The following is a 23,107-nucleotide window of genomic DNA, read 5'->3' on the forward strand; positions in this document are numbered from 1 at the left end:
CAATTTGCGAATGGCCTATCCAACCGTTAGTGAATGCGTGGGCAATACCCCACTCGTGCGCCTCCAGCGCCTTGCCGATACCGGCTCGAACACTGTCTTGCTCAAGCTCGAGGGCAACAATCCCGCCGGCTCGGTGAAAGACCGCCCGGCGATGAACATGATCCTCGGCGCGGAGGCACGCGGCGAGATCCAGCCGGGCGATACCCTGATCGAAGCGACCAGCGGCAACACCGGCATAGCGCTTGCGATGGCGGCAGCCGTGCGCGGTTACCGCATGGTGCTGATTATGCCCGCGAACATGACCACCGAGCGCCGGGCTTCCATGCGGGCCTATGGTGCGGAGCTGATCCTGGTGAGCAAGGAAGAGGGCATGGAAGGCGCGCGAGATCTCGCGCAGCGCATGCAGGCCGAGGGCCGGGGTCGAGTCCTCGATCAGTTCGCCAATCCGGATAACTGGGGCGCGCACTATACCGGCACCGGCCCGGAGGTCTGGCGCGACACCCAGGGCCAGGTGACGCATTTTGTGGCCTCCATGGGCACGACGGGCACGGTCATGGGCGTGTCCCGGTACATGCGCGAGCACGACACCGGCGTTCAGGTGATCGGCGCCCAGCCGCGCGAGGGCGCCAGTATTCCCGGGATTCGGAAATGGCCCGAGGCCTATCTGCCCGGCATCTACGAGCCGACACGCGTCGATCGGATCATCGAGGTCAGCCAGGAAGAGGCCGAAGAGACCACCCGGCAGCTCGCCGCACAGGAGGGGATATTCGCCGGCATCTCCAGTGGTGGGACGCTCTGGGCTGCCCTGCAGATCGCTAAAGAGGTCGAAAACGCCACGATCGTCAGCATTGTCTGCGACCGGGGGGATCGATATCTCTCAAGCGGGGTCTTTCCAGACCAATGAACGTCTTTGCCTTTGACATTGAAACCGTTCCCGATGTGGCGGGTGGTCGGCGACTTCACGGCCTTGAGGGGCTGGATGACCATGAGGCCGCTGAGGCGCTACTCGCAATGCGGCGCGAGGAGAATGGGAGCGATTTCCTGCGCCTGCCGCTGCATCGCGTGGTGGTGATCTCGGTTGCCGCGCTCATTGGCGATAAATTCACGGTGTTCTCGCTGGGTGAAGGGGGCGATGACGAGGCTGAGCTCATCCAGCGCTTCTATGAGGGCATCGAGCGTTATGTCCCGCGGCTGGTGAGCTGGAATGGCAGTGGGTTTGATTTGCCGGTGCTCCACTACCGTGCGCTCATCCATGGCATCAGTGCCCCGCGGTACTGGGAGACCGGTGACCAGGATCGCGATTTCCGGTTCAACAATTACCAAAACCGCTTCCACGACCGCCATACCGATTTGATGGACGTGCTGGCCGGTTATTCCGGTCGAGCCGTCGCGCCGCTCGATCAGGTGGCCACGCTCTGTGGGCTGCCGGGCAAACTCGGGATGAGCGGTGCGCGGGTGCGCGAGACCATTGAGCAGGGCGACTTCGGCGCCGTGCGCGACTACTGCGAGCATGATGTGCTGAATACCTATTTGCTCTGGCTGCGCTTTGAGCTAATGCGCGGTGCCGTTGATGCCGATGGCTATGATCTGGCCTGTCAGCGCGTCCACGAGGCATTGGTGGACGCCGGTAAACCGCATCTCGATCAGTTTCTCGAAGCCTGGGAAGGCTAGCCGTATGGGGGGGAGACGGGGCCGCCGATTGCCGGCCGAGCCGGTGTCACTGACTGTTGAGCGGATCAGCCATGAGGGGCGAGGCATTGCGCATCACGATGGCCGAACGGCCTTTATTCAGGGTGCCCTGCCAGGAGAAACGGTCTCTGCGGTGATCAAGCGTCGGCGTCGCCGGCAGGAAGAGGGGCAGGCCGTAGAGATCACTAGCCATCCAGCTGCCAGTCGGGTTGAGCCACCGTGCCCGCATTTTGGGATCTGCGGTGGCTGCAGTCTCCAGCACATGGATCCCGGCGCCCAGATTGCCCATAAGCAAGCCGCGCTGGCCGAATTGCTGGCCAATACGGGCGGTGTTACCCCGGCTGAGTGGCTTGCAGCACTCACTGGGCCGACGCAGGGCTATCGGCGACGGGCCCGGCTTGGCGTGAAATACGTGCCGCGAAAAGATGACCGGGTTCTGGTCGGTTTTCGTGAGCGTTTCAGCCCCCATGTGGCCGATATCGATAGCTGCCATATCCTGGATGAGCGCGTGGGCCGAGTCCTCGATGAGCTGGCTGGCCTGGTGCGGGGTTTATCCATCCCCGACCGGATCGCACAAATCGAGGTGGCGGCGGGCGATGAGGCTGTGGCCCTTGTCTTTCGCAACCTGCGTGAACTCAGCCCGGACGATCGCGCCGCGTTGATCGCGTTCGGTGACCGCCATGGCTTTTTGATTTTTGAGCAGCCAGGCAACGAGTCGACGGTGGCCCCGGTTGGCCACGCGCACACGCGGGTCCATTACGCGCTGCCGGATTACGGGCTGAGGTTCGCTTTTGCCCCGACTGACTTCACCCAAGTTAATGCCGATATCAATCGGCAGATGGTGCCGCTAGCACTTGAGCTGCTAGAGATCACGCCCGACGCCCGGGTGCTGGATCTGTTCTGTGGGCTCGGTAATTTTACCCTGCCCATTGCCCGTGAGGCGCAGGCCGTCATTGGTCTGGAAGGGGCTGAGCCGCTCGTCGAGCGGGGCCGAGAGAATGCCGCGGCCAATGGGCTCGAGAATGTGCGCTTTGAGGCCGCTGATCTGACAACGATGACGCCCGATGCCGCCTTCCTGGGCGGTCCGATTGATCGGGTTTTGCTGGATCCGCCGCGCTCCGGCGCGCTGGAGGTTCTCCCCGCGATCGCCAGACTGGCTCCGGAGCGCATCGTCTATGTCTCCTGTGGCCCGGCAACGCTGGCCCGTGATGTGGGGGAGCTCGTCCATCAGCACGGGTATCGTCTGGACAAGGCGGGGCTGATGGATATGTTCCCGCACACCGGGCATGCGGAGGCGATTGCTTTGTTGACCCGCACTTAGAGGCGCTACCCGATGGATTACGAAATCATTGATCGCGAGACCGTCTACGACGGGTTCTTTCAGGTCAGTCGATTTACCCTGCGCCACGCGCTCTTTGCCGGTGGGACGAGCGAAACCCTGGTCCGGGAGCGCTTCGAGCGCGGGGATGCGGTGGGTGTGCTGCTCTATGATCCGTGGGAGGACCAGGTCGTCCTGGTTGAGCAGTTTCGCGTCGGCGCCATCGATACGGGATTTGATCCCTGGCTGCTCGAGACGGTGGCGGGCATTGTCGAGCCTGGAGAGTCACCAGAGCAGGTGGCCCGACGCGAAGCCATGGAGGAGGCGGCCTGTGAATTCGGTGAGCTCGAGCCCATCTGCCGCTATCTGGTGAGCCCAGGCGGAACCTCGCAGTCTGTCCAGTTATTCTGCGCGCCGGTGGACAGCCGAGACCTGCGGCTGGATGGTCACGGCCACCCGGATGAGGGCGAAGACATTCGCCTACAGATCTTGTCGGCCGACGCCGCTATCGCCCTGGTCGAGACGGGCGGCATCGAAGCGGCCATGCCCATTATCGCGCTGCAGTGGCTCGCGCTTAATCGGGATCATCTGCAAAGCCGCTGGCGAGCTGCGCCGCGAGCCCCGTATAACGGGCCGGGGTAAGCGCTCGGAGTTCGGCGCGAACCGCATCGGGCAGATCGAGGTCATCGACAAAGGCCTGGAGGGCCTGCTGATCGACCCGTTTGCCGCGCGTGAGGGTTTTGAGCTTCTCGTAAGGCTCCGGGATGCCGTAGCGACGCATCACGGTTTGGATCGCCTCGGCAAGGACCTCCCAGTTGGCATCCAGGTCCTGGGCAAGCCGGGCTTCGTCGACGGCGAGCTTGTCGAGCCCACGCAGCATGGCCTCGTAGGCGATGACACCGTGGGCAAGGCCGACCCCGATGTTCCGGAGCACCGTGGAATCGGTGAGGTCCCGCTGCCAGCGGGAGACCGGGAGCTTACGACCCAGATGATCGAGGATGGCATTGGCCAGGCCGAAGTTGCCCTCGGCGTTTTCGAAGTCGATTGGGTTGACTTTATGGGGCATGGTTGATGAGCCAACCTCTCCCTCAACCGTTTGCTGGCGGAAGTAACCGAAGGCGATGTAGCCCCACAGGTCTCGCACCAGATCGATGCCGATGGTGTTCACTCGGGCCAGGGCGTCAAACAGCTCGGCAATGCCGTCATGGGGCTCGATCTGGGTGGTGTAGGGGTTCCAGTCCAGGCCTAGGTTTTCGATATAACGCTTTGAAAACGCTTGCCAATCGATTTCTGGGTATGCCGCAATATGGGCATTGAAATTACCGACTGCGCCGTTGATCTTGCCGAGGATCGCGCTCGCGGCCAGTTGCTTGCGCTGGCGGGTCATGCGGGCCGCCACATTGGCGAATTCCTTACCCATCGTGGTGGGTGAGGCGGGCTGGCCATGCGTGCGGGCCAGCATGGGGGTGTCGGCATGCTGAGCCGCCAACCCCCGGAGTCGTGCGATAATTTGATCAATCGCGGGGAGCAGTACATCATTTCGCGCACGACGGAGCATCAGCGCATAGGCGAGGTTGTTGATGTCCTCGGAGGTGCAGGCGAAGTGAACGAACTCGCTAATCGGCGCGAGCTCGACATGATCGGCCATGCACTCTTTGATGAAGTACTCGACGGCTTTGACATCGTGATTGGTCACGGCCTCGATGGCCTTGACGCGTTGGGCGTTCGCGTCGTCGAACTCCGTGGCAATGGCCGTCAGCGCGCGGGCGGCGCTGTCGCTAAGCGCGGGGACCTCGGTAATTGCCGACTCCGCCGCCAGGGCCTTAAGCCACTCGACCTCGACAAGGACGCGGTGTCGAATCAGCCCGAATTCGCTGACCAGCGGCCGCAGGGCTTCGGTTTTTCGCGCATAGCGCCCGTCAATGGGTGAGATCGCGGTAAGTTGGCTGAGCTCCATGGCCTCCGGTCCATTACATGAGAAAGCCATGAGTTTACTAGAAGCGGGGAGATGATGATGAGCGAGCAGGGGTGGCGGACAGAAAAAGACAGCATGGGCGAGCTGCAGGTGCCCGCGAATGCGCTCTATGGCGCCCAGACGCAACGGGCAGTCGATAATTTCGGCATCAGTGGCCTGGCGATGCCGCGGCGCTTTATCCAGGCCCTTGGGCTGGTGAAGGCCGCCTGTGCCGAGGCCAATCGCAACCTCGGCGACCTTGAGCCGGCGACCGCGGAGGCCATTGTGACGGCTGCGGAGGCCGTTGCTGGCGGTGCGCATGATGCGCAGTTCCCAGTCGATGTCTTTCAGACCGGTTCGGGGACGAGCAGCAACATGAATGCCAACGAGGTCATTGCCCATTTGGCAACGGCCAGCCATGGCAGCACGGTGCACCCGAACGACCACGTCAACATGAGCCAGAGCAGCAACGACGTGATCCCCACGGCGATTCATGTCTCCGCCTCGGTGGCCTGTGCCGAGGAGCTGCTACCGGCGCTGGAGCATCTGGCGCAGACCCTCGAGGCCCGCGCCGTTGAGCTCGAGGGCATCACCACAACAGGCCGGACTCATTTGATGGATGCGATGCCCGTCAGTCTCGGCCAGGAAGTGGGCGGCTGGGCCCATCAGATTCGGTTGGGCGAGGCGCGGATTCGTGATGCGCTCGCTCGGGTGCATGCCTTGGCGCAGGGTGGCACCGCAGTCGGGACGGGCATCAATGCCCGGCCGGCGTTTGGTGGCCAGGTGGCTGAGGCGCTGGCAAAGCGCACCGGGCTGCCATTCCGGGAAAGCGCTAATCGCTTCGAGAGCCTGAGTACCCAGGATGCCGCGGTCGAGCTCTCCGGTCAGCTGCGTGTGGTTGCGGTCAGCCTGATGAAGATCAGCAATGACCTGCGCTGGATGAACTCGGGACCGCTGGCTGGCCTCGGTGAGATCGCCCTGCCGGCGCTGCAGCCGGGCAGTAGCATCATGCCGGGCAAAGTGAATCCGGTGATTCCTGAAGCCGTGGCCCAGGTGGCCGCGCAGGTGATCGGCAATGACACCACCATCACGGTGGCTGGGCAGTCCGGCAACTTCCAGCTCAACGTGATGCTGCCGCTGGTTGCACATAACTTGCTTCAGAGCATTGGCTTGCTCGCCAATGGTGCCCGTGCCCTGGCGGACCGGGCGGTAGCCGGGTTTTCAGTGAATCAAGACCGGCTTGAGGCCGCCCTGGGTCGGAATCCGATTCTCGTCACGGCACTGAATACAGTGATTGGTTACGAACTTGGCGCAAAAATCGCCAAGCGCGCGTATGCCGAGGGCCGGCCGCTCATGGAGCTTGCCCAGGAGATGACCGACCTCTCTGACGAGGATCTGGCACGGTTGCTTGATCCCCGGGCGCTCACGGCCGGGGGGATTCCTGGAGCAGACTAGGCGTATGGCATTCGACGCGGACGCCGTTCTCAAGCACCTCCCCACCGCGCCAGGCGTCTATCGGATGATGGACGCCTCGGGGGCGGTGATTTACGTCGGCAAGGCCCGTCAACTCAAGCGCCGCGTATCGAGTTATTTCCGTAAGGGGGCGCACAACGCCAAGACGCAGGCGCTCGTCAGCCAAGTGGCGGATCTGCAGGTCACTGTGACCCATACCGAGGCCGAGGCCCTCATCCTTGAGAACAATCTCATTAAGGAGCACCGGCCTCGCTACAACGTGCTGCTGCGCGATGACAAGAGCTATCCGTACATTCATCTCTCAACGCAGCAGGACTTTCCGCGGTTGAGTTTCCACCGCGGGCAGCGCAAGACGGAGGGCCAGACCTTCGGACCGTTCCCGTCCTCCGGGGCGGTGCGCGAGACGCTGAATCACCTCCAGAAGGTCTTCCCGGTGCGCCAGTGCCGCGACAGCTTCTACCGGCACCGCTCGCGGCCCTGTCTGCAACATCAGATTAGCCGCTGTACGGCCCCTTGCGTGGGGCTCGTCAGCCAGGCGGACTACGCTCGGGATGTCCGCCATGTGGAGATGTTTCTCTCGGGCCAGAGCAACGAGGTGGTCGACGAGCTCGTGGGCCGCATGGAGCAGGCCGCTGAAGATCTGCAGTTCGAGCAGGCGGCGCGCCTGCGTGACCGCATCAGCAGCCTGCGGCGAATCCAGGAGCGGCAGTACGTGGCGGGCGCCAAGGGGGATGTCGATGTCATCGCCTGTCGCACGCGCGAGAACTTGGCCTGTGTGCAGGTCTTTGTGATTCGGGATGGGCGTAATCTGGGTAACCAGACCTACTTTCCCAAAGCACCCCCCGATACCGACACCGAGGAACTGATCTACAGCTTCATCGCCCGACATTACCTTGGCCGCGAGACCCCGGCGGAACTGTTGGTGAGCCATGCCCTACCGGATAGCGAAGTGCTTGAAGAGGCCCTCAGTCACGATGCCGGACATCGAGTGCGGGTTTCATCGCGTCTGCGTGGCGAGCGCCGGCGTTGGATGGAGATGGCTGAGCGCAATGCCGAGCACGCGCTGAGTGCCAGAATGAACAGTGAGGCGATCATGGAGCGGCGATTCGAGGATCTCCAGCAGGCCCTTGGGCTTGATGAGATTCCCGAGCGCATTGAATGCTTCGACATCAGCCACACACAGGGTGAAGCGACGGTGGCCTCCTGCGTCGTCTTTGGTCGCGAAGGCCCCATCAAGGATGACTATCGTCGCTTTAATATCGAGGGCGTCACGGGGGGCGACGACTACGCCGCGATGCACCAGGCCCTGGAGCGGCGCTATCGGCGGGTGAAAGAGGGTGAAGGGACGCCGCCTGACCTGCTTTTGATCGATGGGGGAGAGGGCCAGCTTAAACAGGCTGAAAATGTCCTGGAGGATCTCCAGCTCGACATGATCCTGCCGGTAGGCATCGCCAAGGGACCGCGCCGGCGCGCGGGTGAGGAAGTGCTGCTGATCGCGGGCCAGCCCGAAGACATTCGCCTGGCGCCCGAGTCGCCAGCGCTGCATTTGCTCCAGCAGGCGCGAGACGAGGCCCATCGGTTTGCGATCACGGGCCATCGCAATCGGCGCGGTAAGTCGCGGACAACCTCCAGTCTGGAGGAGATTGGCGGACTGGGCCCAAAACGGCGCCAGGCCCTCATGCAGCAATTTGGCGGACTGAAAGGCATGAAACGGGCCGGAGTCGAAGACCTTGAGCGGGTGCCTGGCATCAGCCGTGCGCTCGCCGAGCGCATTCACGGCTACCTTAATGGCGGCGCGTGATAGGCTCTGCGCCATGGAGATGACCTTACCCAACATCCTGACTTGGCTGCGGATCGCGATGATCCCCGTGCTGGGTCTGCTGTTTCTCTTGCCCGCGCCGTGGGCCAACAGCGCGGCAGCGGCGGTGTTCGCACTGGCAAGTCTTACCGACTGGCTGGATGGCTACCTTGCGCGGCGCTGGAACCAGATTTCGGCCTTTGGTGCCTTTCTTGATCCGGTGGCCGACAAACTCATTGTGGCGATCGCCCTGATCATCGTTGTCGTTGAGACACCCACCGCCTGGATGGCGGTCCCGGCAGCCGTCATTATTGGCCGTGAAATTGCTGTGTCCGCGTTGCGTGAGTGGATGGCCGAACTCGGGCTTCGCTCCAGCGTCGCAGTTGGGATGGCCGGCAAGCTGAAGACGGCCGCACAGATGGTCGCGATCGTTTTGCTGCTCTACCGGCACGAGTTCAATGGCTTCCCGGTGTGGGGTGTGGGACTGGGACTGTTGTACATCGCGGCCGCGCTCACGCTGTATTCCATGGTGTTGTATCTGAACGCGGCGATCCGGCGGGTTGAGGGTCTTTCGGGTTGACAGCAAAGCGGCTCGCACTAGAATAGCGGGTCTGACGCGGGAATAGCTCAGTTGGTAGAGCACAACCTTGCCAAGGTTGGGGTCGCGAGTTCGAGTCTCGTTTCCCGCTCCAGAATTCCACCCCGATCGGGTTCGGTCGGGGTTTTTTGTGCCCGCCCGATGGGCGTGGCTTCACTATTGGCACCGAAAGGTTGCTATCCTTGGCAGCCTGTATCGGCTAGGTGGCAGAGTGGTGATGCAGCGGCCTGCAAAGCCGTGTACGCCGGTTCGATTCCGGCCCTAGCCTCCAGATCCATGCCCGGATGGCGGAACTGGTAGACGCACGGGACTTAAAATCCCGAGGCTTAGGCCGTGTGGGTTCGAGTCCCACTCCGGGCACCACTTTTCCAAGCGGTCTCTTTTCACCGGAGCATCTAATGGCTTCACCCATTCTGATCACTGGTGCCAGTCAGCGCATCGGGCTCGCCTTTGCCATGCACTGCCTGGAAAACAATACCCCGGTGATTGCGACCTACCGCACCCTTCGGCCTGCCGTGGAGACACTAAAAGCGGCGGGGGCCCGGTGCATTCACGCTGACTTTGCGACCAACGAGGGCATTGACGCGTTCATCGACACGCTTAAACAAGAAACGGCCACGTTGCGGGCCATCATCCACAACGCATCCGACTGGATGCCCGAGCGCGCCGATTCGGACCCGGCCGAGGTGATGGCGTCCATGATGCAGATACACAGCATGACGCCCTACCGCATTAACCTGGCCTGTCGGCACTTGCTTGAGAACAGCGGTGCCACCACCGATATCGTTCACATGACGGACTACGTCGTGGAGAAAGGCAGCGCGAAGCACATTGCCTATGCCGCGAGTAAAGCGGCGCTGGACAACCTGACTCGGTCTTTCTCGCGGCTGCTGGCACCCAACGTGAAAGTGAACAGCGTGGCGCCCTCGCTCATCATGTTCAACGAGGGGGATAGCGAGGCGTACCGCGAGAAAACGCTCAAGAAATCCCTGCTCGGCATCGCACCAGGGGAGGCTGCGGCCGTCCAGACGCTGCAATTCCTGCTCGATAACCGCTATATCACCGGCCGCAGCATCGGGCTTGACGGCGGCCGACCGCTCGTCTGAGCGATCAGCGACGCCCTAGAAGCGCTTGAATGCCAGGGTTGCGTTGGTGCCACCAAAGCCGAAGCTGTTGCTGATGACCAGATCCAGCGACTGGTTTTCTCGCGTCTCAGTCACAACGGAAAGCCCCTCGGCATCCTCATCCAGATGCTCGACATTGGCTGTGCCGGCAATGAAATTGCCCTGCATCATCAGCAGTGCATAAATCGCCTCCTGGACGCCCGCGGCGCCCAGGGAGTGGCCGGTGAGCGATTTGGTTGAGCTCACCGGAGGCAGGGCGTTGCCAAAGACCGCCTGCAAGGCACGCAACTCAGTAATATCTCCCGCCGGCGTACTGGTGCCGTGGGCATTGATGTAGTCCACGGCTTGATCCGTGCCAGCCTCGGCCATTTGCAACGCCTGGTTCACGCAGCGCTCCGCGCCCTCGCCGGAAGGCGCGACCATGTCGTAGCCATCAGACGTGGCGCCGTATCCCACGAGTTCGGCCAGGATCTCAGCGCCGCGCGCCTCGGCGTGTTCCAACGACTCGAGCACCAGCATGCCGGCCCCGCCAGCAATGACGAACCCATCTCGGTCCCGATCAAAGGGGCGGGATGCCCGCGCTGGCGTTTCGTTGTACTGGGTGGAGAGCGCACCCATGGCATCAAAGAGCATGGTCAGGCTCCAGTGCTCTTCTTCGCCGCCACCGGCAAAGACCACATCCTGTTTGCCAAGCTGGATTTGCTCCATCGCGGCACCGATGCAGTGCGCACTGGTCGCGCAGGCTGAAGAGATGCTGTAGTTAACGCCCTTGATGCCAAACGGCGTCGCCAAGCAGGCCGACGTCGTGCTGCCCATCACCTTGGGCACAGCAAACGCCCCGATTTTGCGGACGCCGCGCTCCCGGAGAATGTCAGTGGCTTTGACGACGTTTTCTGTCGATGCGCCGCCAGAGCCGACGATGAGCCCGGTTCGCGGGTCAGACACCTTTTCTGGTGCTAAGCCGGACTGCTGGATTGCCTGCTCCATTGCCAAATAGGCGTAGCCGGCGGCATCGCCCATGAAACGCCTGGCGCGCCGCGGCACGGCGGCATCCAGATCGACGTCCGGGCCGGCGGCAATTTGGCTGCGCAGCCCCATTTCGGCATAGGCCTCGCGACCGGTAATGCCCGAGCGGCCCTCTCGAAGGGCTCGGGTGACGGTGGCCGGATCATTACCCAGGCAGGAGACGATACCCATCCCCGTGACAACCACTCTTCGCAAGGTCAAATCCTCCTACAACGCATCCTGCGGATTTTGAAATAACCCAACGCGCAGGTCCATGGCGCGATAGATCACATTGCCATCGACTTCAACCTGACCATCGGCAATGCCCATGTACAGGCGTCGACGTATTACCCGCTTAATATCCAATTGATATTTTACATTCGCGTTATCCGGAAGGATCTGGCCGGTGAACTTCACCTCGCCGCAGCCCAGCGCGCGGCCCTTGCCCGTTCCCCCAATCCAGCCCAGGTAAAAACCCAGTAGCTGCCAGAGGGCGTCCAGGCCCAGGCAGCCAGGCATGACCGGGTCGCCGGGGAAGTGACAGCCGAAAAACCAGAGCTCGGGATGAACCTTGAGCTCCGCTGTCACCAGGCCTTTCTCGAATTCCCCGCTATCCTCGTCGATGTGCGTAATCGCATCGAACATGAGCATGTTGGGGACCGGGAGCTGGGGGTTACCCGGGCCAAAAAGTTCGCCATGCCCGCAGGCCAGCAGCTCGTCATAGTTATAGCTAGATTTCTGATTCATGAGTATCCGCAAGCCGCTGGCCCATTCGCATGGCCCTGACATGCCGGGAAGCGGCGGCGTTTCGGGAAGGGCTTGATCAAGGGGCGGAACACTAATCGCTCACGAGCGTACTGGCAACTTCATGGCCCAGCCAGGTCGTTATCCGCTGATGGATCCCTGTGGTATCCAGGCCCACCATTTCGAGCTGTTCATCGCGCTCACCATGCTGGACGTAGGTGTCGGGCAAGCCGATGTGCAATATCGGGAGCTGGATATTGAGACGCGCGAGCGCCTCGGCCACGGCCGAGCCGGCGCCGCCAGCCACCACATTTTCCTCGAGGGTGATGAGCTGCGCATGCGTCTCGGCGATCTCGCGTAGGCAGTCTTCATCTAATGGCCGCACAAACCGCATGTTCACCACCGTGGCGTTTAATGCCTCACCCACGGCCTCGGCGGGGGCTACCATGCTGCCGAAGGCGAGGAGCGCAACGCCTTCGCCGCGCCGCCGCACTTCGGCTTGCCCGACGGGCAGGCCTTCGAGGCTCTCGTCCGGCATGGTGCCCGGGCCACGACCCTTGGGATAACGCACCGAACTCGGCCCATCGAGGCTAATGGCCGTCGAGAGCATCTGCCGGCACTCCCGCTCATCGGCAGGCGCCATAACCGTCATGTTCGGCAGACAACGCATGAAACTGAAATCGAATGCGCCCTGGTGCGTAGCGCCGTCCGCGCCGACAAGGCCAGCCCGGTCAAGTGCAAACACGACCGGCAGGTTCTGTAGCGTGACATCGTGGATCAGCTGGTCGTACCCGCGCTGCAGGAACGTGGAGTAGATCGCGAGAACGGGCTTTTCACCCTCGCAGGCGAGGCCCGCGGCCAGCGTCACCGCATGCTGCTCGGCGATGGCGGTATCGAGATAGCGCTCGGGATACTGATTGGCGAAGTCCACCAGACCGGATCCCTCGCGCATAGCGGGGGTAATGCCCCAGACGCGCTCGTCTGCCTTGGCGATATCGCACAGCCACTGACTAAAGACATCAGTGTAGTTCAACGGCGCGGCTTCATTGGAGGCCTTAAGCCCGGCCGCCGGGTCGAAGGCCTTTACGCCATGGTAGGCGATGGGGTTGGCCTCAGCCCGGGCGTAGCCTTTGCCCTTGCGGGTGACGCAGTGAAGGATCCGCGGGCCGTCGAGCTCGCGCAGCCGCTGCAGGACCGGGATGAGTTCGTCCAGGTCATGGCCGTCGACTGGCCCAAAATACTGAAAGCCGAGCTCCTCAAAGAACGTTCCCGGCACTAGCATGCCTTTGACGTGCTCCTCCGCGCGTTTCGCAAACTCCCGCATGGGCCCAGGCATGCGCTCAAGCATGTTTTTGGCCTCTTCGCGGACATTGCCGTACACCCCGCCGGAGAGTAAGCGCGCGAAGGTCTTGTTCAGCGCGCCGACATTCTCGGAAATCGACATTTCGTTGTCGTTCAGGATTACCAACAGATCAGGGCGCACGTCGCCGGCGTGGTTCAGGGCTTCGAAGGCCTCACCCGCGGTGAGTCCACCATCACCGATCACCGCGCAGGTTTTGCGGGTGATGTCCTGGTTGCTGCTTGCGAGCGCCATACCGAGCGCCGCGCTGATGGAGGTGCTGGAGTGGCCCACGCCGAAAGTGTCATAAACACTCTCATCGCGGCTGGGGAAGCCAGCGGGGCCGTCGACCTTGCGGATACGGCCGATTTCCCTGCGCCGCCCGGTCAGGATTTTGTGGGGATAACACTGATGGCCGACATCCCAGACCAGTCGATCAAACGGTGTGTCGAGGACATAGTGCAGGGCGACGGTGAGTTCCACTGCCCCAAGACCGGCAGCGAGATGTCCACCGGAGCGCGCTACGCTCGCTAATAAGTATTCGCGTAGCTGACTGGCCAGCCGAGGCAGTTGGCCTTCTGGCAGTTCGCGCAGGTGAGCCGGCTCATCGATGCCTTCAAGCAAAGGGTAGGCACTCATGTCCATTCCGACTCCTCCATGTAATCTTCGAGCTCAGCGCCCGTGGGCAGGTTCCGCTCACTGGTGAGCTCGCCCTGCACCGATACGCCGGCTTCGTGAACTGTTTGCGGGTCACCCGAGACCAGCGGATGCCACCAGGCCAGTCCTTTGCCTTCGGCAATCCTTCTGTAAGCACAAGTTTCCGGGAGCCAGCGCGCTTCGGCAACCTTTTCGACCGTTAACTGGATGCAATCGGGCACCGTCGCGTGGCGGTTGGCGTAGTCGCTGCACTGGCAGGTGTGCGTGTTCAGTAGCTGACAGCTGACCGTGGTGGGGTAGATCGCCCCCGTATCGGCGTCTTCCAGACGATGGCGACAGCACTGCCCACAGCCATCACAGAGGGCCTCCCACTCAGGCCACGACATCTCCGCAAGGGTTTTGCGGTGCCAAAAGGGAGTGGATGCGTCGTGCATACGCTAATTATACGACCACCATGCCAATGTTGCACCGTCATTGGACGATAATGCCCTCGGCCGACACGTAGCCTTTTCTAGCGCCAGGCGATGAGCAGGCATGTATTGCGGTGGTGTGATCGGAAGTTGCCCAGGGTCGCAGTCTACCGGAAAGTTTGCATTGCCTATTCATGAGAGTGCAATTAGTATCTGCCAGGGTCAGCAAAACAGAAAAGCCGAGAATTCACTCCGGCTGGTGGGGATATGAGGAATTTGAACAGACTGGCGCAGTTATTGGCCGTCGTGCCGCTGGTAACAGCCTGCGTGTCGTTTGCCGGCGGCAATATCGAAGATATTGAAGACGCGTTGGAATCCTCGGAGGCACAGAGCGACGCGGACAGCGGTTCAACAGCGAGCGCCAGCCCAGAGCCACAGGGTGAAACGCGGCGCGACGGGGCTAGCTCGGAGAGCGGTTCCCGCACTGGACTGAGAGCGCGTGAAAGCGAAGACGCAGAGCCTTCTCAGGCGCCAACTGATACAGATGCGGAAGGGCCGCAGGAAGATGTTCCCCTGATTATCGACCTGTCGGGGCTTACCGATGCCGATGGAATCGGTGATCTATCGCTGCAGTGGGAAGAATACGACGATAACCGCGGCCGCTGGACCAACATTGAGGGCGCCCGGTCGAACGGCTTCACTCCTCGTCAGCGTCACGTCGGTAATCAGCTTCGGGTCAGCATCGAGTACAAGGACGGTCTCGGCAATCTTGAGTCAGTACTGACCGAGCCAACACCGCCGGTGCGTAACGTGAACGACGCGCCGACAGGCGAGTTGGAAGTGTTGGGAATTCAACGTGAGTACGAAACGCTAAAGGCGGACACCAGCGATATTCGGGATGAGGACGGGCTTGGATCCCTTGAGTATTCCTGGGAAATTTCCGCAGACGGCGAGCGTTGGGCCCGACATCGCGCAGATGAGTGGCGAGATGATTCTGTCACGTTGTCGCAGCGGGAAGTGGGCCAATATCTGCGTGCCGTAATCGAGTACACCGATGGTTATGGTGCGGAAGAGCGGGTGAACAGTGCCGCTACCGATCCCATCGAAAATGTGAATGACTCAGTTCAGGGGGACCTCGTGGTAACTGGCGAGGCACTGGTGGGCAAATCGCTCCGGGCAGACCCCAGCGGACTGAGCGATCGCGACGGCATCGCGAACATCACGCTGGTATGGGAATCCTCTGCCGACGGTCAGATGTGGCAACGTCTGGATGAGTCGCCCGATGGTCGATTGGAGATGACCAGCGACATTCGGGGGCTCCAGGTGCGAGCTGTGGCGACTGTGGTGGATCGGTTCGGTAACGAGGGAACCGTGATGTCCTCGAAACAGGGGCCGGTCGACGCACTGAACTCGGAGCCTTCTGGCACGATCAAGATACTCTCGGTCGACTAACACCGCCCAGGCGGTATCATAGAGCGCCGGTGGAGTGATCCATCGGCGCTTTTTTGTCTCCACCAATCAGGTTTTCATGGCCGCACAGAACATTGCTACCGAAGCCCATCGGCGTCGGACCTTTGCCATCATCTCGCATCCGGACGCGGGCAAGACGACCGTCACGGAAAAACTGCTCCTCTACGGTGGCGCCATTCAGCTTGCGGGCACCGTCAAGGGCCGCAAATCCGACCGACACGCAACCTCCGACTGGATGGAGCTCGAGAAAGAGCGCGGTATCTCGGTGACCTCCTCCGTCATGCAGTTTCCCTATCGTGACGAGGTCGTGAACCTACTCGATACCCCAGGGCATGCGGACTTTTCCGAGGACACCTACCGGACCCTGACGGCCGTGGACTCTGCCTTGATGGTGATCGATGCCGCGAAAGGGGTCGAGGAGCGGACCGTCAAATTGATGGATGTCTGCCGACTGCGAACGACCCCGATCATGACGTTCATGAACAAACTGGATCGGGAGGGCCGCGACCCGATGGACCTGATGGACGAGGTAGAGCGGATCCTGAAGATCCGTTGTGCCCCGGTGACCTGGCCCATTGGCATGGGCAAGCGCTTTCGCGGTGTCTTTCACCTTTTGGATAATCGCGTTCATCTGTATGAAGCCCACCACAAGGGTGGCATTCAGCAGGGGGAGGTGATTGAGGGGCTGGATAACGCGCGGCTGGATGAAGTCCTTGGTGATCAGGCAGACGAGTTGCGCGACGAAGTGGAGCTTTTGCAGGAAGCCGGTAACGCCTTTGATGAGGCCGCTTATCTGGCCGGTGAACTGACGCCGGTTTTCTTTGGCTCGGCAATCAACAATTTCGGTCTACAGGAGCTGCTGGATCGCTTTGTACAACACGCCCCGTCACCACAACCACGGGAGTCGGAGGATCGGGCGGTTCAGCCGGAGGAGGCGCAGCTCAGCGGCTTTGTCTTCAAGATCCAGGCCAACATGGACCCGAATCATCGGGATCGGATCGCGTTCATGCGCATCTGCTCCGGTGCGTTCGAGCGCGGGATGAAGCTTCGGCATGCGCGCATCGGAAAAGATGTGCGCATTGCCAATGCCATTACCTTTCTGGCCTCAGATCGCGATCATGTGGAGACGGCCTATCCCGGCGACATCATTGGGCTGCATAACCACGGCACCATTCAGATCGGAGACACGTTTACACAGGGAGAGACCCTCAAGTTTGCCGGGATCCCCAATTTCGCCCCTGAGCTTTTCCGTCGCGCCGTACTCAAAGATCCGATGCGAATGAAGGCCTTGCAGAAGGGTCTTGTCGAGCTGTGTGAAGAGGGGGCCTCCCAACTTTTCCGGCCGTTGACCAACAATGACTTGATTGTGGGCGCAGTTGGCGCACTGCAGTTTGATGTGGTGGCGTTCCGCCTTAAGAACGAGTACGGGGTGGATTGTCAGTTCGAGCCTGTGGGAGTAACCACCGCTCGCTGGGTTTATTCCGACGATGAAAAGCGCTTGGCCCAGTTCCGCGATCGCCAGGCAGAAAATCTGGCTGAGGACGTGTCTGGCGCACTGGCCTACATCGCGCCGTCAAGGGTGAACTTGCAGCTAACCGAAGAGCGCTGGCCCGATATCGAGTTTCGGGCCACGCGGGAACACTAACGGGTCCAGTTACCAGGCGCTAGCGCCTATTCCATGCTGGCGGCGTACTCGCCCTTGCGGGCTAGAGAGTTGAGGCGGGCACGCTTGAGAAACGCCTGCTGGGCCGCTTCTCGATTGGCGGCGTTACCGTTCCAGGCGGCTTGCACTGGGTTTTGCAGCGCGCGGCTGTAGGAAAAGCTCAGCACCCAGGGCTTCGGCCCGTCCAGCTGATTCATGGCATTCAGATTCGCTGTGGCCTCTTCGGCTGTTTGTCCGCCAGAGAGGAAATTGATGCTTGGCACCGCCGCTGGCACCGTCCGGCGCAGGACTTTTAGCGTCTCTTCAGCGCATTCTTCTGGCGTTGGACGGGGAAGATCCTTGCCGGGCAGAACCATGTTGGGTTTGAGGATCACGGCTTCAAGACGCACGTTGTGACGGCGCAAGGCGGCGAACAGTGTTGTCTGGGCGGCTTCCGTGACCTCGGCGCAGCGGGCCATGTCGTGGCTCCCGTCCATCAGAACCTCGGGCTCCACGATCGGCACCATCCCACGGGACTGCACAATAGCCGCATAACGGGCGAGCACCTCGGCGTTGGCCTCGAGCGCCTGAATGCCTGGCGTGCCCTCGGAAATGGCGTAGACATTCCGCCACTTGGTAAACAGGGCGCCCTGCGCCCGGTAGCCATCCAGACGGTCTCCGAGATTGTCGAGCCCCTGAGTGACCTTCTCGCCGTCGCTACCGGGCAGGTCCACCAGGCCCTTATCCACTTTGATGCCAGGCACGATGTCCTGCTGTTCACACGCCTCGGGAATGAGCGTGCCGTCATCCGTTTTCTGTCCGAGGGTCTCTTCGAAGAAGATAATGCCGCTGACGTACTCGCCGATGCCTGGCGTGGTGGCCAGCAACGCGCGGTAAAAACGCCGGTTTTCCTCGGTGGATTCGATCCCATGATCAGACAGGCGTCGCGTGATGGTGGGATAGCTTTCATCCGCTGCCAGAATGCCCCGTCCTGAGCTCGTTAGGCGCTCGACCGTGCGCTGCATCTGTCCGTGGGTGTCCATGGGAATCCATCCTCCTGTGCCGGTTTTATTTTGGCGCCAGATTCTAATGTGCTTTGCCGCAGTCGACCAGCAGTTTTACGGACCGCGATCAGTTTCAAAGTCTGAGACTCGCCGCATCCAGAGGCGCAGGTAATGAAACAGCACAAGGCTGATCACGCCGATAAGCGCCAGTATGATAAAGCCCAGCGGATTAGGATCGAGCAAGAAACGCTTGGTCTGATTGCCAACGAGGGCGATGACGATCAGGCCGGGTACGGTGCCCAGCAGCGTCCCCCAGAGGTAAGCGCCCGGACCGATACTGGAGGCCCCGGCGAGTAAGCTCACGGCGTGAAAATGGGCGACGGGAAGTATACGAAGTGCGGCGATCAGCGTTGTGCCATGCGCCCCGGCTTGGGCGTCCAGCCGCTTGAGCGTGCGCCCCCCGAGACGCTGCAGCGGTTTCGCGCCCAGCAGGCTCCCCAGTGCGTATCCCACAATCGCGGTCGCGACGGTCCCCGCCAGCGCAATAAGGAAACCCTCCAGCGCACCAAACAGGATAATGGTGGCCACCACCATGACGGTCAGGGGCAGGAAGGTCACACCGGCACCGATGAACAGCGCAAGCGTTGCCGGAATCGCCCAGACTTCGTGACGAATTTCCCCGCCCAGCGCCAGTAATGCGTGGATATCGGTGTAGTCCTCGAGGCTGTAGACCTCCCAGGCGGCGATAATGCCGATCAGAATGGCAATGGCCACCGCTCCCCGCCAGAGAAACGGCCACCGTGCCCGAATGATGTTGCGCCATTCAGTCCGCGTTGGCATCGGCCCGCGTCACGCGCTTTCTGACCTGGCGAATGCCGATGGCTACGGTAATGGCAATCACCGGTATGGTGATGGCGGTTGCGAGCTCCGGGTTGGGCATCAGGCCGATGCTGTGCAGGCCACGAAAGGCGTAGCCCGCGAGGGAGACGGCGTAGTAACTCAGGATCACGGTGGACAGTCCCTCGACTGTTTCCTGGAGTCGTAGCTGCAGGCGCGCTCGTCGGTTCATGGATTCGAGTAAATCGCGGTTCTGCGCCTCGAGGGCAACGTCGACCCGGGTCCGCAGCAGATTGGCCGCACGGCTGACACGGCTCGAAACCCGCTCCAGGCGCTCGCCCATGTGGACGCAGGTATCCAGCGCTGGCGCCAGTCGTCGCTCCATGAACTCATCCAGCGTGCTCACGCCCTCGATACGCTGCTCACGTAAGGCATTGAGCCGGCGCCGCACGAGCGTGCCATAGGCTGCCGTGGCGCTGAAACGAAAGTTGGTGCGCGCCATCAGGCGCTCGACCTGTGCCGAGAGTTCCGACAATGCGGTGAGCAAGTCACGTTCATCGGCCAGATCCGAAACGGTGGCCAATCGGTCCATGAGTGTCCCGAGTCGGTTCTCCATCTCGGTGATATCAGGCGCTAGCTCGCGGGCCAGGGGAAAGCCCAGTAGCGCCATGAACCGATACGTCTCCAGCTCCAGTAACCGCTGGACCAGACGCCCGGCCTGCGCAGGGCTCAAGCTTTCGTCGATGACCAGAAACCGGAGGTAACCCTCACGATCGGCCAGAAAATCCGTCCAGACGCTTGCTGCGCCGCCTGAGCAGTAGCTGCCCGCCAGGCTGTCGGGCTGTAGATAACGGCCAAGCGAGTCGGTATTGGCATCGAGTGTTCCGTTGTTGAGCAGGCTAAGATGCATGGCCGCGAGGAGCTCGCCCGGCAGGCGCTCCAGCCAGCGCTTCGGCAGGCAGTGAATAGCTGGATTGTTAAATGGCGCATCCTCATCGCCATTCGCAAACACCGTGTAAGTGGAGAACTCGGTGTGCCGCTCCCAGCGGACCCGGCAGTGAGCGGTCTCGATAATAAAATGGCTGGCGTCTTCCGCGGGTGGCTCCATACCCATCTCGCGGCAGAGTTCGCTAACGTGCGCCACCTCCTGTGAGCGACCGCTGGTCCCGGTTTGCATCACCAGGTGGGAGACCCGCAGCGGGATGGCTAGGCTCTCGAAGGGCCGCGCATGTGCCTCGCGCAGTAGGGCGCCCCGCAGTGGGTGAGCGGTAATTCCGGTCTGATCAGGCATGAGCAGCGCTATCCTTCGAAAAACATGAGGCAAGCTAACGCCCGAGTGGGGCGACGGCAAGTGGCGTTCGCGAGCCTGACACCCGTATCATGCCAGCAATGGGACCCACTAATCTGAACGATACCCCGGTTGTCATGACCCTGCTGATCGCTAATGCGATCGGATTCCTCGCCTACATGCTGCTCGGCCCAGCTATGATCATCCACTTCGGGCTTTGGCCACTGGGGGCCGAGGGCATGCGCCCAGGGCTCTCCGGCGGGATTCCCGGCTTCGAGTTCTGGCAGCTGGTGAGCTATGGCTTCCTCCACGGCGGCTTGTTGCACTTGTTCGTGAACATGTTCGCGCTGTGGATGTTTGGCACAGCACTCGAGAGCTTCTGGGGTTCACGCCCATTTCTGACCTTCTACCTGGTCTGCCTGGTGGGAGCGGGGGTTATCCAGCTCGTGGTCGCCACCATGGCCGTCGACTCGGGCAGCGTGTACCCCACCGTGGGCGCATCAGGGGCTGTGTTTGGCATTCTGCTGGGATTCGCGATGATGTTCCCAAATCAGCAACTGATGCTGCTTTTTCCGCCGATTCCGCTGAAGGCCAAATACTTTGTCGTCTTGTACGGTGCGTTCGAGTTATACGCCGGCGTGACGGGCTCTATGTCCGGTGTGGCCCACTTCGCTCACCTCGGTGGCATGGCCTTTGGTCTGCTTATGATTATGTATTGGCGAGGAAATCTGCCCATCAAACCGGAGCGCCGACTCATGCGCTAAGTTTGTCCACAGAACCTGTGGATAAGACTGTGGATGAAAAAGTTCCCAGCGGATATAAGCCTTGGATACCGGGCATTTGCGTTAAATTGGCGGAATATTAACCAATATATTTTATTTTATTTTTATCAAGAATTTACCGTACTTTTGTAAGACTTCTGATTGTTAAAATCACGCAAGCCGTGATTACACGGCCAGGGATCTACCCGATTATCACGACGCACAATTTCTGTGCATAAACCTGGAAGGAAAGGCCATGTCAGGCGCTGTTTTACTGGATCGCGAGACACTTGACCTCGGTGACCTCGACCTATCAGCGCTGGAAAGCGCGACGGGTGGGCTGACGAGCTACGAGCGCACTGAGCCTTCGCAGGTCGCTGACCGGATACACGACGCATCCATCGTGATCGTGAACAAAGTCGTGCTGGATGCAGCAATCCTCGCCCGATGCCCGTCGCTGCGCCTGATTTGTGTCATCGCCACGGGCGTCAATAATATCGATACAGCCGCGGCGCGCGCGCAGGGCATCACGGTGGTCAACTGTCAGGCCTATGGCACCGACTCGGTGGCCCAGCATACCTTAACGCTGATGCTTGCCCTGGCGACCCAATTGGTTCCCTATCGCGATGCCGTTAGGGCAGGGCGATGGGAGCAGGCACCGAATTTCTGTTTTCTGGATTATCCGATCATCGAATTGGCGGGACGGCGGCTGCTCGTAGTTGGTCATGGGGAGCTCGGCTCAGCCGTGGCCCGCCTGGCCGAAGCCTTCGGGATGGAGGTGCTGATTGCCGAGCGGCCCGGCAGCACTGAGGCTCGCCCAGGCCGAGTCCTTTTTGAAGAGGCGCTGCCAACCGCAGATTTCGTTACGCTGCATTGCCCATTGACCGATCAGACGCGCAATCTCATTAATGCTGAGACGCTGCGCGCCATGAAGACAACGGCATTTGTGATTAACACCGCGCGCGGGGGCATCGTTAATGAGGCCGATCTGGCCGAGGTCCTGCGATTGGGTGAAATCGCAGGCGCGGGCATGGATGTACTCACTCAGGAGCCGCCACGCGATGGCAACCCGCTGCTTGCTGCGGATATTCCCAACCTGATCGTGACGCCACATTCTGCCTGGGGCAGTCGCACGGCGCGGCAGCGCATCGTCGAGCAGACCGTAGAAAACATTGCGGCATGGCAAGCCGGCGAGCCAATCCGCGTGGTGACCGCCTGACAAGGAGGGCTTTGATGGAAAACGACCTCGCTATTGTGACGGGTGCAAGCAGCGGCATTGGGGCGGCCTTAACACGGCGCCTGGCCGCTACAGGACGGCCAGTTGTGGCCGTGGCACGACGTGAGGCGCTACTGGCCGAGCTAAGCGATTCACACCCATCGGTTATCCCGTGCCCAGCGGATGTTGCCGACACGGCGGGACAGGCGGCCATCATAGCGGCCGCCGCTGATCGACCGGTGTCGCTCCTGATTCATAATGCTGGTGTGCTTGAGCCGGTAGGTCTGCTTGTTGAGCAGTCCCCCGACGCCCTGCGACAGGCGCTCGCGATCAATCTCGAGGCGCCCATAGCGCTGACAAGGGCCCTGGTGGGCCAGATGCCAGCCGGTGCACGCATCCTTCACGTCTCCTCTGGTGCGGCACATCGGGCGTTGGCGGGGTGGGGCGCGTACTGCATCAGTAAAGCGGGCCTGCACATGGCCTATCAGATCCTGCGACAAGAACTGGCTGATCGCGATATCGCGGTCGGGAGTGTGCGCCCGGGTGTGGTGGATACCCCCATGCAGGCCCTGATTCGTGCGCAGACGCAGGAGGATTTTCCTGCCGTTGAGCGCTTCCGCGCCTTAAAGGCGATGGGTGAACTCACGTCGGCCGAAGACGCAGCGGCATTCATTGAGGCCGTCGTGAATCTTCGCGACGCGCAGCGATTCAGCGAAGCGGAGTGGGATATCCGTGAGCACACCCCGGTGACTGCATGAATCGGGATATCTGCTATTTAAC

21 protein-coding genes and 3 tRNA genes are annotated in these 23,107 nt (G+C 61.4%); 16 read left to right on the top strand and 8 right to left on the bottom strand.

All coding sequences use genetic code 11. The features are described 5' to 3' along the window. Positions 1-10 precede the first annotated feature (10 nt). Genes cysM through SPISAL_RS04010 form a run of 4 tightly spaced genes read left to right on the top strand, consistent with a single transcriptional unit; the run spans position 11 to position 3,649 of the window. Positions 11-904 carry a cysteine synthase CysM gene (cysM, locus tag SPISAL_RS03995; RefSeq protein WP_016353185.1) on the top strand — a complete coding sequence of 298 codons (894 nt, stop codon included), beginning with the start codon at positions 11-13 and terminating at the stop codon, positions 902-904. Beyond that, on the top strand, positions 901-1,671 hold the full coding sequence (locus SPISAL_RS04000) for a 3'-5' exonuclease (protein ID WP_016353186.1): 771 nt from the start codon (positions 901-903) through the stop codon (positions 1,669-1,671). Before cysM ends, SPISAL_RS04000 begins: the two co-directional genes overlap by 4 nt. A gap of 4 nt (positions 1,672-1,675) precedes the next feature. After that, a complete protein-coding gene (gene rlmD, locus SPISAL_RS04005) occupies positions 1,676-3,010 on the top strand; it encodes a 23S rRNA (uracil(1939)-C(5))-methyltransferase RlmD (protein WP_041389201.1) in 1,335 nt (444 codons plus the stop codon). Between the two features lie 12 nt (positions 3,011-3,022). Next, positions 3,023-3,649 (top strand): NUDIX domain-containing protein, encoded by a 627-nt coding sequence (locus SPISAL_RS04010; protein WP_016353188.1) that lies wholly within the window; start codon positions 3,023-3,025, stop codon positions 3,647-3,649. On the opposite strand, the gene purB is transcribed toward SPISAL_RS04010, so the two are convergent. Next, positions 3,582-4,964, bottom strand: coding sequence for an adenylosuccinate lyase (gene purB, locus SPISAL_RS04015; RefSeq protein ID WP_016353189.1), 1,383 nt, complete (start codon positions 4,962-4,964; stop codon positions 3,582-3,584). The genes SPISAL_RS04010 and purB overlap by 68 nt on opposite strands. A 57-nt stretch (positions 4,965-5,021) precedes the next feature. On the opposite strand from purB, the gene SPISAL_RS04020 reads away from it, so the two are divergent. From SPISAL_RS04020 to folM, 7 genes are all read left to right on the top strand, one after another. After that, positions 5,022-6,416 carry a class II fumarate hydratase gene (locus tag SPISAL_RS04020; protein WP_041389579.1) on the top strand — a complete coding sequence of 465 codons (1,395 nt, stop codon included), beginning with the start codon at positions 5,022-5,024 and terminating at the stop codon, positions 6,414-6,416. Positions 6,417-6,420: 4 nt separating this feature from the next. Then, a complete protein-coding gene (uvrC, locus tag SPISAL_RS04025) occupies positions 6,421-8,235 on the top strand; it encodes an excinuclease ABC subunit UvrC (protein WP_016353191.1) in 1,815 nt (604 codons plus the stop codon). Positions 8,236-8,248: 13 nt separating this feature from the next. After that, positions 8,249-8,812 (top strand): CDP-diacylglycerol--glycerol-3-phosphate 3-phosphatidyltransferase, encoded by a 564-nt coding sequence (gene pgsA, locus SPISAL_RS04030; RefSeq protein ID WP_016353192.1) that lies wholly within the window; start codon positions 8,249-8,251, stop codon positions 8,810-8,812. A gap of 36 nt (positions 8,813-8,848) precedes the next feature. Then, a tRNA-Gly gene (locus tag SPISAL_RS04035) sits at positions 8,849-8,924 on the top strand. A 103-nt stretch (positions 8,925-9,027) separates the two neighbouring features. Next, positions 9,028-9,101, top strand: a tRNA-Cys gene (locus SPISAL_RS04040). Between the two features lie 7 nt (positions 9,102-9,108). Next, positions 9,109-9,193 (top strand) — tRNA-Leu (locus SPISAL_RS04045). Positions 9,194-9,228: 35 nt separating this feature from the next. Further along, the gene (folM, locus tag SPISAL_RS04050; RefSeq protein WP_016353193.1) at positions 9,229-9,936 is read left to right on the top strand and encodes a dihydromonapterin reductase; all 708 of its coding nucleotides are present in this window, start codon (positions 9,229-9,231) and stop codon (positions 9,934-9,936) included. Positions 9,937-9,951: 15 nt separating this feature from the next. On the opposite strand, the gene fabB is transcribed toward folM, so the two are convergent. The 4 genes from fabB to SPISAL_RS04070 all read right to left on the bottom strand — a co-directional run bounded on the left by fabB (position 9,952) and on the right by SPISAL_RS04070 (position 14,133). Then, positions 9,952-11,175, bottom strand: a complete 1,224-nt coding sequence (fabB, locus tag SPISAL_RS04055; RefSeq protein WP_016353194.1) for a beta-ketoacyl-ACP synthase I — start codon at positions 11,173-11,175, stop codon at positions 9,952-9,954. A 12-nt stretch (positions 11,176-11,187) separates the two neighbouring features. Further along, on the bottom strand, positions 11,188-11,706 hold the full coding sequence (gene fabA / locus SPISAL_RS04060) for a bifunctional 3-hydroxydecanoyl-ACP dehydratase/trans-2-decenoyl-ACP isomerase (RefSeq protein WP_016353195.1): 519 nt from the start codon (positions 11,704-11,706) through the stop codon (positions 11,188-11,190). 91 nt (positions 11,707-11,797) lie between these two features. Continuing rightward, a complete protein-coding gene (dxs, locus tag SPISAL_RS04065; protein WP_016353196.1) occupies positions 11,798-13,687 on the bottom strand; it encodes a 1-deoxy-D-xylulose-5-phosphate synthase in 1,890 nt (629 codons plus the stop codon). Next, positions 13,678-14,133 (bottom strand): YcgN family cysteine cluster protein, encoded by a 456-nt coding sequence (locus tag SPISAL_RS04070; RefSeq protein WP_016353197.1) that lies wholly within the window; start codon positions 14,131-14,133, stop codon positions 13,678-13,680. The genes dxs and SPISAL_RS04070 overlap by 10 nt, the downstream gene beginning before the upstream one ends. Before the next feature lie 252 nt (positions 14,134-14,385). Between SPISAL_RS04070 and SPISAL_RS04075 the strand changes: the two genes are divergently transcribed. Both SPISAL_RS04075 and SPISAL_RS04080 read left to right on the top strand, forming a co-directional pair. Further along, complete coding sequence (locus SPISAL_RS04075) at positions 14,386-15,561, top strand: hypothetical protein (protein WP_016353198.1); 1,176 nt, start codon at positions 14,386-14,388, stop codon at positions 15,559-15,561. A 76-nt stretch (positions 15,562-15,637) separates the two neighbouring features. Continuing rightward, complete coding sequence (locus tag SPISAL_RS04080) at positions 15,638-17,224, top strand: peptide chain release factor 3 (RefSeq protein WP_016353199.1); 1,587 nt, start codon at positions 15,638-15,640, stop codon at positions 17,222-17,224. A 26-nt stretch (positions 17,225-17,250) separates the two neighbouring features. On the opposite strand, the gene SPISAL_RS04085 is transcribed toward SPISAL_RS04080, so the two are convergent. The 3 genes from SPISAL_RS04085 to SPISAL_RS04095 all read right to left on the bottom strand — a co-directional run bounded on the left by SPISAL_RS04085 (position 17,251) and on the right by SPISAL_RS04095 (position 20,353). After that, positions 17,251-18,264, bottom strand: coding sequence for a class I fructose-bisphosphate aldolase (locus SPISAL_RS04085; RefSeq protein ID WP_016353200.1), 1,014 nt, complete (start codon positions 18,262-18,264; stop codon positions 17,251-17,253). A gap of 75 nt (positions 18,265-18,339) precedes the next feature. Then, positions 18,340-19,065 (bottom strand): TVP38/TMEM64 family protein, encoded by a 726-nt coding sequence (locus SPISAL_RS04090; protein ID WP_016353201.1) that lies wholly within the window; start codon positions 19,063-19,065, stop codon positions 18,340-18,342. Next, the gene (locus SPISAL_RS04095; protein ID WP_016353202.1) at positions 19,049-20,353 is read right to left on the bottom strand and encodes a DUF3422 family protein; all 1,305 of its coding nucleotides are present in this window, start codon (positions 20,351-20,353) and stop codon (positions 19,049-19,051) included. The genes SPISAL_RS04090 and SPISAL_RS04095 overlap by 17 nt, the downstream gene beginning before the upstream one ends. 98 nt (positions 20,354-20,451) lie before the next feature. Here SPISAL_RS04095 and SPISAL_RS04100 point away from each other — a divergent pair, with 98 nt between their 5' ends. From SPISAL_RS04100 to SPISAL_RS04110, 3 genes are all read left to right on the top strand, one after another. After that, on the top strand, positions 20,452-21,114 hold the full coding sequence (locus SPISAL_RS04100) for a rhomboid family intramembrane serine protease (RefSeq protein ID WP_016353203.1): 663 nt from the start codon (positions 20,452-20,454) through the stop codon (positions 21,112-21,114). Positions 21,115-21,367: 253 nt separating this feature from the next. Continuing rightward, on the top strand, positions 21,368-22,330 hold the full coding sequence (locus SPISAL_RS04105; protein WP_016353204.1) for a 2-hydroxyacid dehydrogenase: 963 nt from the start codon (positions 21,368-21,370) through the stop codon (positions 22,328-22,330). A gap of 14 nt (positions 22,331-22,344) precedes the next feature. Beyond that, on the top strand, positions 22,345-23,085 hold the full coding sequence (locus SPISAL_RS04110; protein WP_016353205.1) for an SDR family NAD(P)-dependent oxidoreductase: 741 nt from the start codon (positions 22,345-22,347) through the stop codon (positions 23,083-23,085). Positions 23,086-23,107: the final 22 nt, after the last annotated feature.

Origin of the sequence: Spiribacter salinus M19-40 (assembly GCF_000319575.2) — a bacterium.
Lineage (GTDB): Bacteria > Pseudomonadota > Gammaproteobacteria > Nitrococcales > Nitrococcaceae > Spiribacter > Spiribacter salinus.

Bases quoted from the DNA above. Each gene is read 5' to 3' on its own strand.
- cysM (WP_016353185.1), top strand. From the start codon at position 11: ATGGCCTATCCAACCGTTAGTGAATGCGTGGGCAATACCCCACTCGTG.
- SPISAL_RS04110 (WP_016353205.1), top strand. From the start codon at position 22,345: ATGGAAAACGACCTCGCTATTGTGACGGGTGCAAGCAGCGGCATTGGG.
- SPISAL_RS04085 (WP_016353200.1), bottom strand. From the start codon at position 18,264: ATGGACACCCACGGACAGATGCAGCGCACGGTCGAGCGCCTAACGAGC.
- SPISAL_RS04010 (WP_016353188.1), top strand. From the start codon at position 3,023: ATGGATTACGAAATCATTGATCGCGAGACCGTCTACGACGGGTTCTTT.
- dxs (WP_016353196.1), bottom strand. From the start codon at position 13,687: ATGGACATGAGTGCCTACCCTTTGCTTGAAGGCATCGATGAGCCGGCT.
- SPISAL_RS04020 (WP_041389579.1), top strand. From the start codon at position 5,022: ATGAGCGAGCAGGGGTGGCGGACAGAAAAAGACAGCATGGGCGAGCTG.
- SPISAL_RS04000 (WP_016353186.1), top strand. From the start codon at position 901: ATGAACGTCTTTGCCTTTGACATTGAAACCGTTCCCGATGTGGCGGGT.
- SPISAL_RS04095 (WP_016353202.1), bottom strand. From the start codon at position 20,353: ATGCCTGATCAGACCGGAATTACCGCTCACCCACTGCGGGGCGCCCTA.
- purB (WP_016353189.1), bottom strand. From the start codon at position 4,964: ATGGAGCTCAGCCAACTTACCGCGATCTCACCCATTGACGGGCGCTAT.
- rlmD (WP_041389201.1), top strand. From the start codon at position 1,676: ATGGGGGGGAGACGGGGCCGCCGATTGCCGGCCGAGCCGGTGTCACTG.
- uvrC (WP_016353191.1), top strand. From the start codon at position 6,421: ATGGCATTCGACGCGGACGCCGTTCTCAAGCACCTCCCCACCGCGCCA.
- fabA (WP_016353195.1), bottom strand. From the start codon at position 11,706: ATGAATCAGAAATCTAGCTATAACTATGACGAGCTGCTGGCCTGCGGG.
- pgsA (WP_016353192.1), top strand. From the start codon at position 8,249: ATGGAGATGACCTTACCCAACATCCTGACTTGGCTGCGGATCGCGATG.
- SPISAL_RS04090 (WP_016353201.1), bottom strand. From the start codon at position 19,065: ATGCCAACGCGGACTGAATGGCGCAACATCATTCGGGCACGGTGGCCG.
- folM (WP_016353193.1), top strand. From the start codon at position 9,229: ATGGCTTCACCCATTCTGATCACTGGTGCCAGTCAGCGCATCGGGCTC.
- SPISAL_RS04080 (WP_016353199.1), top strand. From the start codon at position 15,638: ATGGCCGCACAGAACATTGCTACCGAAGCCCATCGGCGTCGGACCTTT.
- SPISAL_RS04070 (WP_016353197.1), bottom strand. From the start codon at position 14,133: ATGCACGACGCATCCACTCCCTTTTGGCACCGCAAAACCCTTGCGGAG.
- SPISAL_RS04105 (WP_016353204.1), top strand. From the start codon at position 21,368: ATGTCAGGCGCTGTTTTACTGGATCGCGAGACACTTGACCTCGGTGAC.
- SPISAL_RS04100 (WP_016353203.1), top strand. From the start codon at position 20,452: ATGGGACCCACTAATCTGAACGATACCCCGGTTGTCATGACCCTGCTG.